This window comes from Olleya sp. 1-3 (assembly GCF_002836085.1).
In the GTDB taxonomy this organism is placed as follows: Bacteria; Bacteroidota; Bacteroidia; order Flavobacteriales; family Flavobacteriaceae; genus Olleya; species Olleya namhaensis.
The window spans coordinates 50,592-63,896 of sequence record NZ_PJBW01000003.1 but is presented as its reverse complement, the minus strand read 5'-3'; the positions used below and the strand labels follow the sequence as shown (position 1 = coordinate 63,896).

Genomic DNA, 13,305 nt, shown 5'->3' with positions numbered 1-13,305 from the left:
AAATACAAATAGTTAACGTTTATCCTAATGGATAATTGTTTAAAATACCTTTGGAATATAAATAATCAAACCAATGATGGATGCAGCTATAGACGCTATAAAAACAGCACCAGCAGCAATATCTTTAATAAAACCAATTTTTTCGTGATGTTCAGGATGGATAAAATCGGCAATAGCCTCAATAGCGGTATTAACACCTTCTATACTCATTACTAATCCTATGGCAAAGCATTGCATAATCCATTCTGTAGAAGATATGTTGTAATAAAAACCACCTATGGTCATAATAACAGCAATACAAAACTGAATTTTTATACTAGCTTCTGTCTTTAAAAGTAAGAGCATGCCTTTAAAGGCATACCCTACACTTTTTAAACGATTGATTACAAAAGGTTCTTTTTTACTCATTTAATAACGCCTCAAGTGACGCTTTGTAATTAGGTTCGTCAGCAACTTCTTGTACTTGTTCTGTATATTTTACAACGCCATTTTCATCTAAAACAACAACGCATCTAGAATCTAATCCTTCAAAAGGACCAGTAGCAAACTCTAAACCATAGTCTTTACCAAACTGTCCTGTTTTAAAATCTGATAACATCACTACATTATCAAGCCCTTCTGCACCACAAAAACGAGCTTGAGCAAATGGTAAATCTCTAGAGATACATAATACTTTAGTGTTTTTCATTTCTGCAGCTTCTTTATTAAAAGAACGTACAGAGGTTGCACAAGTACCAGTATCAACACTTGGAAAGATATTTAAAACCACTTTGTGTCCTTTAAAATCTGATAATTTTTGAATTGATAAATCACTTGCAGTTAAAGTAAAGTCTGGAGCTTGAGATCCAACTTCTGGAAGATTTCCTATTGTTTCGACAGGAGTACCGCCTAATGTTATTTTTGCCATTTTGAATTGTTTTGGTTAAAGTATAAAATTAACAATAAATAGATGTTTAAACTATTTGTTTTCTTTTTTTATTCATTTTTAAAATTGAATCTGAAAATCAATGGATTGCTACTGTGGTTTCGTTAATAAAGTGTTAAACGTCTATTTTTTAAAAACCGCCTTGCTTGTGTTCTCGTTTATATGACTGTAACAAATAAATAACCATTTTAATAAAACACTAAAATTATGAACACTACAACATTAATTAAATCAGCAGTATTTACAATTGCATTATTTACATCAATCAGCGGTTTTTCTCAAGATAAGATGATGAAAAAAGATAAAATGAAAACCGAAAAAACAGTTATGGTTGGTGGCGCAGAGATGTATCCAAGTAAAACTATTGTTGCAAACGCGGTAAACTCTAAAGATCATACCACATTAGTAGCAGCAGTAAAAGCAGCAGGATTAGTAGACACTTTATCTAGCGAAGGACCATTTACTGTATTTGCACCAACTAACGCTGCTTTTGCAAAATTACCAGAAGGTACAGTAGAGACATTATTAAAACCTGAAAATTTAGAAACATTACAAACGGTATTAAAAAACCACGTGGTGGCAGGAAAAATAAATGCAAAAGACCTTTTAAAGTTAATTAAAAAAGGAAACGGAAAAGCGACAATCACAACAGTTAGTGGTGGGACGCTTACTGCTTGGTTAAAAGATAAGGACGTGTACATCACGGATCAAAACGGAAACTCAGCAAAAGTAACTATCGCAGATGTTAATCAATCTAACGGTGTGATTCATGTTATTGACATAGTGGTATTACCAAAGTCTTAATTTACTAGGGATTTATTAAGCTTAATTAAAGGCTACTTTGTAATAGAAGTAGCCTTTTTTTTGTTTGATTAGTTAGGTTTGGTTAACTTTAAAGACCTAATAGGTGATAAGCTGTATAAGTAAAAGTTATGCTAAAATAAATACAATCAATTTTATTTATCGGCTATCGATTAAGTAATAGATTAGTTTTATCAAAAATTAAACCGTAAAAAAACATATCATATGGATCATAGTAATAGTGGAGACGCAAGCAAGTGCCCTTTTTTAAGTGGAACTGTTAAACATACTTCGGGAGGAGGTGTTGAAAATAGAGATTGGTGGCCAAACGAATTAAAACTAAACATTTTACGTCAAAATGCTTCAAAATCAAATCCAATGGGAGACGATTTTGATTATGCAGAGGCATTTGCCAGTTTAGATTTTGTGGCGCTTAAAAAAGATGTTACAGATTTAATGACAGACTCTCAAGACTGGTGGCCTGCAGATTATGGACATTACGGTGGATTAATGATACGTATGGCTTGGCATAGTGCCGGAACCTATAGAGTTGGTGATGGACGTGGTGGTGCAGGAGCAGGAAACCAACGTTTTGCACCTATTAATAGTTGGCCAGATAATGGTAACTTAGATAAGGCACGTTTATTATTATGGCCAATCAAACAAAAATATGGTAACAAAATATCTTGGGCAGATTTAATGATTCTTGCTGGTAACTGTGCGTTAGAGTCTATGGGCTTTCCAACGTTTGGTTTTGCTGCAGGACGTGAAGATGTTTGGGAACCAGAACAAGATGTATACTGGGGAAGCGAAACAGAATGGGGTGCAAATGAAGACCGTTACGAAAATGGCGATTTAGAAGATCCGTTAGCAGCAGTAATGATGGGATGGATTTATGTAAACCCAGAAGGACCAAACGGAGTGCCAGATCCATTAGGATCAGCACATGATGTTAGAGAAACTTTTGGTAGAATGGCAATGGATGATGAAGAAACCGTAGCACTAGTTGCAGGTGGGCATACCTTTGGTAAAGCACACGGTGCAGCTGATCCAAATAAATATGTTGGTAAAGAGCCGCATGGCGCAGCAATAGAAGAAATGAGTACCGGTTGGAAAAATAGCTTTGGTACAGGTGTTTTGGATGACACTATTACTAGTGGGATTGAAGGGGCATGGACACCAAACCCAACACAATGGGATGCGGACTATTTTGACGTGTTATTAAACTATGATTGGGAGCTTACAAAAAGTCCAGCAGGTGCACACCAATGGAAGCCAACAGCAGCTTCTAACGCTAAACGTGCTCCAAAAGCAGGAGATGCTAATGGTAGACAAGATTTAATGATGACTACCGCTGATATCGCTTTAAAAGTAGATCCTGCGTATTTAGAGATTTCTAAACGTTTTCATGCAGATCATAAAGCATTTGAAGATGCATTTGCACGTGCTTGGTACAAATTAACACACCGTGACTTAGGTCCTGTATCACGTTATTTAGGACCAGAAGTCCCTAAAGAAGAATTGTTATGGCAAGATCCAGTACCAGCAGTAACGTACACATTAAGTAATGCAGATATTACGACTTTAAAAGACGCTATTTTAGACTCAGGATTAACTATTTCTCAAATGGTAACTACCGCTTGGGCATCTGCATCAACGTTTAGAGGATCGGATAAAAGAGGTGGTGCTAATGGTTCTAGAATTAGATTAGAACCACAACGCAGTTGGGCAGTAAATAATCCAGCGGAATTGGATGCGGTTTTAATTATATTAGAAGGCATTAAAGCTGACTTTAAAGGCGAAGTCTCTTTAGCAGATTTAATTGTATTAGCCGGTAATGTTGGAGTAGAACAAGCAGTTAAAAATGCAGGGTATACGTTAACGCCAGGATTTACTCAAGGTAGAGGAGATGCAACACAAGCACAAACAGATATCGAACAGTTTGGTTATTTAGAACCTTTAGCAGATGGCTTTAGAAACTATATCAAACCAGGCATTAAGATTGCAGCAGAAGATTTATTAATAGATCGTGCAAACTTATTAACCTTATCAGTACCAGAAATGACGGTTCTTGTTGGTGGTTTACGTGTGTTAGGTGCTAATTATGATGGCTCAAATCATGGTGTTTTTACAGAAAATAGAGGACATTTAACTAACGATTTCTTTAAAAACATATTAGACTTTACTTATACTTGGAAAGCTACTGATGATGATCAAACTGTTTTTGAAGGACGTAACCGTAAAACTAACGACGTTAAATTTACTGGGACACGTGCCGATTTAATCTTTGGTTCTAACACAGAGTTAAGAGCTATTGCGGAAGTATATGGTGCTAACGATGGTCAAGAGCGTTTTGTAAAAGACTTTGTAGCAGCTTGGACTAAAGTGATGAACTTAGATCGTTTTGATTTAAAATAATAAACAATACAGTAATTATAAAAGGAATGGGTCTAACAACGCATTCCTTTTTTTTATAAAAAATATCCAAAATGGAAACTATAAATACCCTTTTTGAAAGTATAAAAAATAACGATAATGCCACTTTAAAAGCATTGTTAAGTGCTAATCCTAAATTAGCAGACTCTAAAGATCAGCGTGGTTTTACGCCTTTAATATTAGCCACTTATTTTGATAACGAAGCTGCCACTAAAGTTTTAGTAGAACATAACGCGCCTATTAACGCTAAAGATGCCTCAGGAAATACAGCATTAATTGGTGTTAGTTTTAAAGGAAATGTCGCTTTTGCCCAGTATTTAATTGAAAATGGTGCCGATTTAAATGCAGTAAATGCTAACGGTACAACTGCTTTGACCTTTGCCACACAATACAATAAAGTAGACATAGTAAAACTACTTTTAGATCATAACGCAGATGCAACCATTAAAGATAACGAGGGTAAGACTGCTTTGGAGTATGCGGTGGATAAGAAGTTTACTGAAATTGCTACGCTTTTAGCATAGTTTTTTTGTGGTGTTTTAAAATGAAACCAAGTTTAAATTAGGTTAATTATCTGATTTTAAACTTGGTTTTTTTTTAATCGAATAGAAAACCCACGAGTGTTATAGTAACCTGTAGAAAACTAGCCAGTAATTATACACGTTTTTATTCCACTATTTGTCTAATTAAATCTTGGTTAACAATTTCCGTATTTAGTTTAATATATCTAAAGGATTTTACTTTTGAATTGTTAAGTTCAATAATCAAAACCTTGTTTTTATTTGAGTAAGCAATTCTGGTATCAAAAGTTAGATAATCAGTTCCAAATTCCGCTTCTAATTCCGTTTTAGTTAAACCGTAAAGATTGGCTTTTCCTAAATCAGCATCTGGATTAAAAATTCTAAATTCAATTAAATGTTCTGTTGTGTCTTTGTAGTTGTGTTTGTTTTTTCCGTGTTTAAAAACTACAAATTGGTCTATTTTTATTGATTCTTTTTCAAAGTCAGGATAATTATAAACATAGAAAATAGAATCTTTAATTCTAGGTTGATAATAATATTTAGTTGCGCTAGTCACGCCTGTTGTAAAATGCATTCCTTTCTTTTTCTTAAAATCCAATAAGTCAATAGGATTATCAAGAAACGCAACTAAATTTGAGTTTAACCCGCTTCTAGGTTGAGACTTTGAAACTAACTCGGTTTTAGTCACCGGACTTTCCGCATATCTTTTCTGTGCGTAGAAATATAAAAAGATCCCGTATCCGATTGCAGAAACCACGATTAATGCAAAAATGAATATTAAAATGTCCTTGGTTTTTTTCAAATGTGGGTTAATGTGTTTGGATAAGAATATTTTCGTTTTGAGCAACTAAATCAGCAATAAATTATACACTGTATTAGCCCACGTTTTCTATTAGCTCTTTTAATTTTTGGTATTCTGGATCGTCTAAAATATCATATTCATTTGTCGTTGCAAGTAAGATTGCATTTCTACATTCCTCAATTCTTCGTAATACTGGAAATACAATACTTTTTCCGTGATTTATATATTTTTTCATATCACTTGCAGAAGTTGGTATTTTATATCCATCTCTACTGCTTGCAATTAAAATTCCATTATCTCTTAAATGACCAATTACTTTAGAGCTAAAACGTTCTTTCGTTAACGGACTTTTCCTATTAACACTTAAGTGTCGAAGAAATTCGGCTGATGTTGTAAATTTCCTTGGGTGGTTTGACTGATGATATAATAGTAATAATTTAAGAAAGTTTATTCTATCAAGGTTATCTGGCGTATTTCCTGTTGTTTTGTCAATAAAGTCAAATGTTCTATTTAAGCCAAGTGTTGCAATTGTTTCATCATATTCACTGAAGGTTGCTTTTTCACTAAATTCCTCAGTTTTATATTTTTTAGGAAAATGATTAAGACTATGCAGTTTGTTTTTAATTAGTTCTAAGAATTCAGGTGATTTATCTGACTTTTTTAGTTCATCAAATATGAAGCCTAAAGTTCCCGCCATCATATCTGCCAATTGAACTCCTAAATCATTATGACTTTTTTGGATTTGAAAATCAGAACCTGCAAATAGATTTCTAATGTGATTTTTCTCAACATATTTTTTAAAACTACGCATAAAATCATTTCCTCCGTGTTCGTCAACTTTTAATTCAAGTTGTGGGAATGTTCTATAAAGTTCCTTGTAAAGAATTCCGTTTAAATATTTGTAAAATGACTGTTTATATTTAAAACCTTCTCCAAATAATTTTCTTTTGTCTATTACTACTGCATAAACAGAAAAATTAATCTTTTGAAGTTCTTTTAAAATAAGGATTCTTCGCTTATGGTTTCTTGATACTTTACTTGACTTAATTTCTCCTGTTTGAAAGAAACGCTTTCTTATTTCTTCAAGTTGTATTTTAATTTCACCTAATTCTTCTTGATTCATAATTACGCTTGCAATTATAAAATGACTTCCTTGAGTATCAAAATCAAAAGAATTATTCCCGAATTCGTCTGCAAATGCAATTACTTTCTTCATACTTTCTTAAATGTTGGCTAACGGTTATTATAAGAATAGTAGGGAGGAAAACACACCTGAACCATTCGATTTTAATTTAATTGCCCTATTGTTTTTATGCTTGTTATAAATAGTTATTTCTTCCTAGTGAACAATTTGCCTGCTAATTTTTCCGAAATGTCAAATGTCTTTACTATCATTTTTCCAGTTTTGCTCAATGCTTTTTTTGTGTTTTCGTGTGTCGCAAATTGATAGCTTTTATTGGCTAAATACTTGGTCGTTTTGAAAGTAACATCTTTTGATGCAATCATAAAATTTTTGGTTTGTTTACTTGTTATCACACGATAAGTGTAATTTCCTGCTGAAGTAATTCCAACAGCAGTTCCATTAATTGCTAATTGTGTGTATTTTTTTGTCTTATCGTGATTGAAAAAATTATAAACACCATTAAAGCATTTGCCAATTAACATTTTGTTTTTATAAATTAGATAGCCAACTCCGGCACTAACAATAATCGGACTTGATGAAGCTAACGAAAAACCAATAATTGCATACTTTACAGTTTTGCCTCCAGTTTTGATTGCAAAAAATTTTGGTGCATCGTTTAATTCAATTTCTTTATTCTCGATTGCCTTGTAAGTTTCTACACCCGTAAAAATAGTGCCGAAAATTAATGAACCTCCAATAATGTCTTCGATTGGAATAGTATTGTCAATATTTTCTAACTCTCCTTTTAAAATATCAAAGGTAGTCTCATTTGCATTTATAAAATCAACATCGGCAATTTGGTCTTCCCACGCTAATTCAAATTCAGCATCAGTAACATTTTCTGCACCGCGGGAACGATTTATTGCAAAGTCCTCTAAAAATACATTGTCTAAATTAGAAACTGTTTCGGGTGAACTTGATTGGGAAAGAATATGGGAAATATCCTTTTGTTTTATAATTTCTACAACTTGGTCAGAAGATAAATCCTTTATTTCGTCAGAAAAGACTGTATTAAAAGCTTCCTCGCCACTAATATCATAATGTTGAAACCGACTATTAATATAGTCTTGAGCATTTTGTGATAAATCGGCGAAGTTTTTTTTCATAATTATTTAACGGATTTGTATAAGAACAGTAGGGCGGAAAAATGCAACTACCATTCGGTTGAACACAAGCTGAATTTTTAAATTTTACTTATAATCTTTTTTTTCTCAATAAGCCAAATTTAAAAATTTGGCACACTCGCAAATACATTTTAACTTATATTTGTCAACTAGTTGTTTATTAGCTTTATACGTTGTTGTAAATAGTTTTTATTCCGCTATTTTTTTTCCAATTTCCTCTGGCCAAATTATAAATTGTCCATATTGACCACTTTTTTCAATTCCGCCAACTTCTTTCCCACGTTTTGTGGTAACCCAATCATCTTCTTTCTTGTACATGAGTTTATTGTCCGTCAACCAGCTATTGACTTTTCGACTACTCAATCCTGTTATTTGAGCTAATTCTTTTGTAGTTAAAAATTTAGAACTTGAAGTGCTCACAACTTTCGGTTGTGTTTCTTTCTTTTCCGTTTTAGCTACTTCAGGAATGGACGTGAATTCAAACCTTTCACTCGTTTCGTCAATAAAATCTATTTCTTTATATGCGTCTTCAAATAATTCTTTATCCGATTCGTCATTCAAATCCACTAAAACTCCCATTTCTTTGTTGTTATTCATTGAGAATTCGTAAAGATTAAGGGATGTAATAATCATTTTGTCATCATTCAGATAACATTTTGCGTGTAAATCTTGATTGTATTTTAAAATTACAAATCTCAATCCTTGAAGAAATTTCATTTCGTGTGGATTCAGCTCTTGTTTTCCAAAAATTACAGTTGTTATTTTATCCTTGCTGTTTCTGTATGTCAGTAATTCTTTAAAATCTTTTGATAGTTTTAGATATGGTGAGATTAAAATCAGTCTGGTTTCCGCATTTCGTATTAAATCTTCTATTTCAGATACTGCTTTTCTAGTGTTTAAAAATTTTGCCATTTATCTTTTAGTTTGTAGGTTTTCTCAGTTTTTGTAAATTGTTTACAACGTGATTGTTTATGATTGGTTGTGTGATTTAGACTTCTAAGTTAGCAAATAAATCACAGATAGAATATTCCGCAGGAATATTCGTAAGTAGGCTAGACCTAGCAATTAATTATACACGTTGTTACAACACGTTATATTATGCTTTTGTGAAATTCAATAAAACTATAAGCAGTATTTCAATTATTGCTATGATGAATGCAGCGATGTTCGTTTTTAATAAATCACTTCTCTTTATTCCATAAACTAATTTACTGTTTTCATAACTATTCATTAATAATAATAAAAAGATAGAGATTATAATTACACCAGCAACAAACACAATTGTTCCGTCTCTTTCTAATTCTGTACTTATAGAGAAATAAATAAAAAATAAAAGCCAAAAATAATAGAATGAACAAATTAGTAACCATCCAATTTTATTATTAATAAAAACTCCACTGAAAGGAATGATAAGCAAAAGAGATGACCTTAGAATTGAAGTACTAAATGCAATTTTGAAATACTCAGAAATTCCACCATTATTTCCAACTGTTGTATAGTAATCTACTAATTGTTTATAATCAAGAATTAAAACAACAATAGCAATAATTATAATCGGAGCTTTTATTAATACATTTAATCTAGGCTTGTTAGTTTCTTCCAATTTGCTTTAATGTGTTGTAACGTGATTGTGTATGATTAGTTGCGTGGTTAAGCAACTAATTTAGCAAATAAATCACAGATAGAATATTCCGCAGGAATGTTCGTAAGTAGGATATAAGCAAGCAATTAATTATACACGGCTTAAGTTAGCATTTTAATAAAAACACTAAATTTAAGACATATAATAAGAAAGAACAAAAGAGAGGAATAAGGTTATTATACACGCAGAAGCTAAAGACTTCGTCAACATTGTAAATCCCCTCTCTTTTCTACACAGATTTCGAACAGTTCTGTGAGGCTTTTAGACCTCGATTTTAAGTCGTTGAAACTCGCGTAGTATGTCCTTTCAAAATACAATTTGTTATGAATAAAGATATTAAATATTTTGGTATTGACATTAGTTATTTAGTTTTTGATGTCACAGATTCTGATGGTAATTACTATCAGTTTAAAAACAAAGTTTCAGGCTTTAAAGCGTTTCGGAAACTCTTAAATTCGGAGAGTCATTGCGTGATGGAAGCTACAGGTTACTATCATTATCAGTTGGCTTATTATTTGTTTGAAGAAGGTCTAAATGTTTCAGTAGAAAATCCATTGTCTGTAAAACGATTTATCCAGATGAGGCTGTCCAAGATTAAGACCGATAAGAGCGATTCAAAACTTATATGTTCATATGCTGAGCAAGTAGAGTTAAAGCTTTGGAAGGGTAGTTCAAAGGAAGTACAGGAATGTCTTCAAATCACCAGAACCCTTTCTATATATACAAAACAGCGTACGATGATAAAGAATAAACTTCATGGTGAATCTGTTTTAGGGGAGCCAAGTATAGCAATTGTACGATCGTTAAAACGTAGTTTAAAACATTTAGATAAAGAGGTGTCCAACCTAGAAGAACTGTTGCTGGTTTTAGTAAAAGAGGCTCATAAAGATTTATTTACACGAATAAAAACCATACCAGGAATCGGAAGAAAAACCTCTATAATGTTAATCGTTTTAACAGGTGGTTTTGAGCGCTTTTCAAGTGCGTCAGAATTATGTAGTTACGCAGGGTTAACTCCAGTTATTAGGCAAAGTGGAAGTAGTATAAAAGGACGACCACGAATTAGTAAAATGGGCAATCAAAAACTTAGGAATTTATTATTTATGTGCAGTTTTACGGCTTGTAAATACAACAAGGCATGTAGAGATATTTATGAACGATTAGTAGCAAAAGGAAAGAGTAAAAAATTAGCATTAATAGCGGTATGTAATAAGCTATTAAAACAAGCTTTTGCTATTGCAAAATCGGGATTAATATTTGACAAGGAATATAAAAGTGCGCTAGTGAAAAATTAATAAGATTTTACTTGTTTTTTAGCACAGTACTTTGTTGTAGCTAGTATTTTTTATTCAACCAACTTTTGTTTTCAAAACTCGCCCTTGTTTTTTTGCTTCGGAATCCATAATTCCACCAATTATCATTCCGATAATCATTCCTCCAATCATTGAGAAAATTCCAATAAAAAATGTTGCTATACAGCCAATCATCATTCCAAAAATCATTCCTGTAAATGTATAATGACCATCTAAAATCAATGAGAGTCTGTTTTTAAGGAACTTTTCAAATTCAGATAATTTTTTATTATAATATTTTTTTCTATTATGATTTTCAGATTCTAAATCCAAATTGGATAATTCTGATTCTATATCTTTTATTTGTTTTTCTGTCAAATCTCGCTCTTTTAAATCAGATAAAATTCCAATGTATTTGTCATAGATTTTTATTTCCGACTTATCATTGGAACTTTTTTTGAAGTTTACAAAGAAATTCAATGTTTCATTTATATTCATATTCTTGCTCTGATATTAGCTACAACTAGTTATATAATTACGTTTATTCCTCAAATCCCGTAAATATACCGGATATGGTTAGTTTAGTTTTGCTTATATCTATTAAGACATAAAAAACGAAGTTACTTTTTATTCATTTAAAAAACTATAAGTAGAACTACGTATTTTTCTAAACTACAGCCAAGTTACAAAAGTCTGATTACTATACTTTACGGGAAACCGTAACCACCATTTATTTTAAATAAAATAGTCTCTGTTAATTATATAAACGGTCTTGTTACATTCGTCTGTTAATCATCGCTAGGTTTCAAACCAGGCTTGTAAAACGTTATAAATCCATTACAATTTTAATGCACATCAATACCGTCAAAAAATATTTGAGATAGTGCTGTATCATCATATTTATCGCCTTTATAGACTTCCAAGATTTCAAATTTAATCTTCCAATTAGGTAATGTTTTTAGTTTTTCTTGATCTTTTCTTTGAGAATACCCAATAGGTTTATCTAATCTAATAGACTGTAATGCATAACGGTCTTTAAGATTAATGACCCCATAAACAGTATCGTTTATATATAGTTTAAACTTTTTTACACGGGAGTTATTCTTCCAAGTGGTTTTGCTTTTTATATAACCATTTGCAATTTTAATAGTGGTTAATCGCGGGTGGTTTGGAACAAATGAAAACGTAACAGATTCTCCAATACCATAGCCTTTTACACCTTCTACCCAAGCTGTTTGATAACTAAAGTCAGATATGTTATTGACGCTATACGTATTTGCGTTTTCCGATTTTAAAAAGGAGGAAGCGCTAACGGTGTAGTCTCCAGCGCCACAATACCAGGAGCAACCTGCACCTTCTACATCCCACATTGTGCTGTAGGTTTCGTCATATTTTTCTAAAAGCGCTGCTTCTTGGTCTGTTAGGTTGTTCCAACTTTTTTTATTGGAAGCAATAGCTTCTAGTAATTGGTCTCTTTGTTGCCAGTCTTTTTGCACCTGAATTCCAAAATCGAAATCCATGCCAATAATTGTTTCCAGTTGTTTTAGATCCTGAATAAAAACGTGACACGTTATAAATAAAATGATAATAATTAGATGTTTCAATTTGAGTTGTGGGTGTGTTTATGGTGTTTTATTATTCTGATCCTTCTAACGTTTTTTGTAACTCAGAATGTGTTTGATTGTCAATAATATCGCTTAGTGTTCCGCTTTTAAAATCATATCTCTTGATTAAAATAGGTTCGTTATAAGACTCGTATTGTCCGTCACTATTTTTGTCTATTCCAAATTCAATAATTAAATCAGTACTGTTATTTAAAAACTTATAATTGAAAACATCCATGCCTTCAATACTTACTTTTTTCATTTCTTTTTGCTTAAACGAATAGATATAAAGTGATTTAAAATCTTCTAAATTTAAAACGCCATCTTTATAGGTGTCCTTTTCTGAAGCTTGCATTAATAACAGTATATCATTATCAAAATACGCTGTATGTATGGTATTAAAATTGACACGGTTGTCAAATAGTTTTTTGTTGATCTGATTGTTTTGATCATAAATAATAACATTGTTGTAAGCACCATAAAAGCCACTAGAGTATCTGTTGTTAGAGCTTGCATATTGTTCTCCTGAAGCACTTACAAATCCATTTAAGATGCCATTAATATCTTCTTTTTGATTCAGCATTTTATGAGACACCGGGATTATGTAAACAGATTTTAAGGTGTCAATTAATTTTGGTGTTTCGTAGGATATGACTTGTAGACGTTTATTTTCTTTTTGTAGTTTTTCAATTTTTTCGTCAGATAATATTCCTGTTTCAACATCGTCATAAGAAGAGTAGTCACGATTTTCTTTAATTATAATTGAAATAAAAGCGATTAAAGCTATTACTAAAAAAAGGGCTCCTAGTGTTCCTAGAATAGCCAGTAGTTTTTGATTGTAGTTTTTTACTTTTTCAATTTTCATTGTGTAATAGCGTTAGTTGTAATGGTGTTATTTGTGATCAGTTTAGGTAATCTGCCTTTGTTGAATGTCTAATTTAGTGAATAAAAGCGGAAGAGTAGGGCTTTGTTTAT

Annotated in this window: 14 protein-coding genes; 4 read left to right on the top strand and 10 right to left on the bottom strand. The window is 32.0% G+C overall.

Annotation, left to right across the window (positions count from 1 at the left end):
* Nucleotides 1–39: 39 nt before the first annotated feature.
* Nucleotides 40–408, bottom strand: a complete 369-nt coding sequence (locus tag CXF54_RS04285) for a diacylglycerol kinase (RefSeq protein WP_090840282.1) — start codon at nt 406–408, stop codon at nt 40–42.
* Nucleotides 401–907 (bottom strand): thiol peroxidase, encoded by a 507-nt coding sequence (gene tpx / locus CXF54_RS04280; protein WP_090840280.1) that lies wholly within the window; start codon nt 905–907, stop codon nt 401–403. The genes CXF54_RS04285 and tpx overlap by 8 nt, the downstream gene beginning before the upstream one ends.
* Nucleotides 908–1,132: 225 nt before the next feature.
* Between tpx and CXF54_RS04275 the strand changes: the two genes are divergently transcribed.
* The 3 genes from CXF54_RS04275 to CXF54_RS04265 all read left to right on the top strand — a co-directional run bounded on the left by CXF54_RS04275 (nt 1,133) and on the right by CXF54_RS04265 (nt 4,686).
* Nucleotides 1,133–1,729 (top strand): fasciclin domain-containing protein, encoded by a 597-nt coding sequence (locus tag CXF54_RS04275; protein WP_101202588.1) that lies wholly within the window; start codon nt 1,133–1,135, stop codon nt 1,727–1,729.
* A gap of 222 nt (nt 1,730–1,951) precedes the next feature.
* Nucleotides 1,952–4,144: a catalase/peroxidase HPI gene (katG, locus tag CXF54_RS04270; RefSeq protein WP_090840276.1), complete on the top strand. Its 2,193-nt coding sequence runs from the start codon at nt 1,952–1,954 to the stop codon at nt 4,142–4,144.
* A 71-nt stretch (nt 4,145–4,215) separates the two neighbouring features.
* The gene (locus tag CXF54_RS04265) at nt 4,216–4,686 is read left to right on the top strand and encodes an ankyrin repeat domain-containing protein (protein ID WP_101202587.1); all 471 of its coding nucleotides are present in this window, start codon (nt 4,216–4,218) and stop codon (nt 4,684–4,686) included.
* 142 nt (nt 4,687–4,828) lie between these two features.
* Here the strand turns inward: CXF54_RS04265 and CXF54_RS04260 are convergent, their stop codons facing one another.
* From CXF54_RS04260 to CXF54_RS04240, 5 genes are all read right to left on the bottom strand, one after another.
* Entirely contained in the window at nt 4,829–5,485 is a 657-nt protein-coding gene (locus CXF54_RS04260; RefSeq protein WP_157823385.1) for a hypothetical protein, read from the bottom strand.
* Nucleotides 5,486–5,558: 73 nt separating this feature from the next.
* Nucleotides 5,559–6,701: a DUF3800 domain-containing protein gene (locus CXF54_RS04255; protein ID WP_101202585.1), complete on the bottom strand. Its 1,143-nt coding sequence runs from the start codon at nt 6,699–6,701 to the stop codon at nt 5,559–5,561.
* A 113-nt stretch (nt 6,702–6,814) separates the two neighbouring features.
* Nucleotides 6,815–7,774 carry a hypothetical protein gene (locus tag CXF54_RS04250; protein WP_101202584.1) on the bottom strand — a complete coding sequence of 320 codons (960 nt, stop codon included), beginning with the start codon at nt 7,772–7,774 and terminating at the stop codon, nt 6,815–6,817.
* Between the two features lie 207 nt (nt 7,775–7,981).
* On the bottom strand, nt 7,982–8,704 hold the full coding sequence (locus CXF54_RS04245) for a phospholipase D family protein (RefSeq protein ID WP_101202583.1): 723 nt from the start codon (nt 8,702–8,704) through the stop codon (nt 7,982–7,984).
* 184 nt (nt 8,705–8,888) lie between these two features.
* A complete protein-coding gene (locus CXF54_RS04240) occupies nt 8,889–9,395 on the bottom strand; it encodes a hypothetical protein (protein ID WP_101202582.1) in 507 nt (168 codons plus the stop codon).
* A gap of 362 nt (nt 9,396–9,757) precedes the next feature.
* Between CXF54_RS04240 and CXF54_RS04235 the strand changes: the two genes are divergently transcribed.
* Nucleotides 9,758–10,729 carry an IS110 family transposase gene (locus CXF54_RS04235; protein WP_101202581.1) on the top strand — a complete coding sequence of 324 codons (972 nt, stop codon included), beginning with the start codon at nt 9,758–9,760 and terminating at the stop codon, nt 10,727–10,729.
* 54 nt (nt 10,730–10,783) lie between these two features.
* Here CXF54_RS04235 and CXF54_RS04230 read toward each other — a convergent pair whose 3' ends face one another.
* The 3 genes from CXF54_RS04230 to CXF54_RS04220 all read right to left on the bottom strand — a co-directional run bounded on the left by CXF54_RS04230 (nt 10,784) and on the right by CXF54_RS04220 (nt 13,195).
* Nucleotides 10,784–11,224 carry a hypothetical protein gene (locus CXF54_RS04230; protein WP_101202580.1) on the bottom strand — a complete coding sequence of 147 codons (441 nt, stop codon included), beginning with the start codon at nt 11,222–11,224 and terminating at the stop codon, nt 10,784–10,786.
* 347 nt (nt 11,225–11,571) lie between these two features.
* On the bottom strand, nt 11,572–12,246 hold the full coding sequence (locus CXF54_RS04225; protein WP_101202579.1) for an NADase-type glycan-binding domain-containing protein: 675 nt from the start codon (nt 12,244–12,246) through the stop codon (nt 11,572–11,574).
* A 115-nt stretch (nt 12,247–12,361) separates the two neighbouring features.
* Nucleotides 12,362–13,195: a hypothetical protein gene (locus CXF54_RS04220; protein ID WP_101202578.1), complete on the bottom strand. Its 834-nt coding sequence runs from the start codon at nt 13,193–13,195 to the stop codon at nt 12,362–12,364.
* Nucleotides 13,196–13,305: the final 110 nt, after the last annotated feature.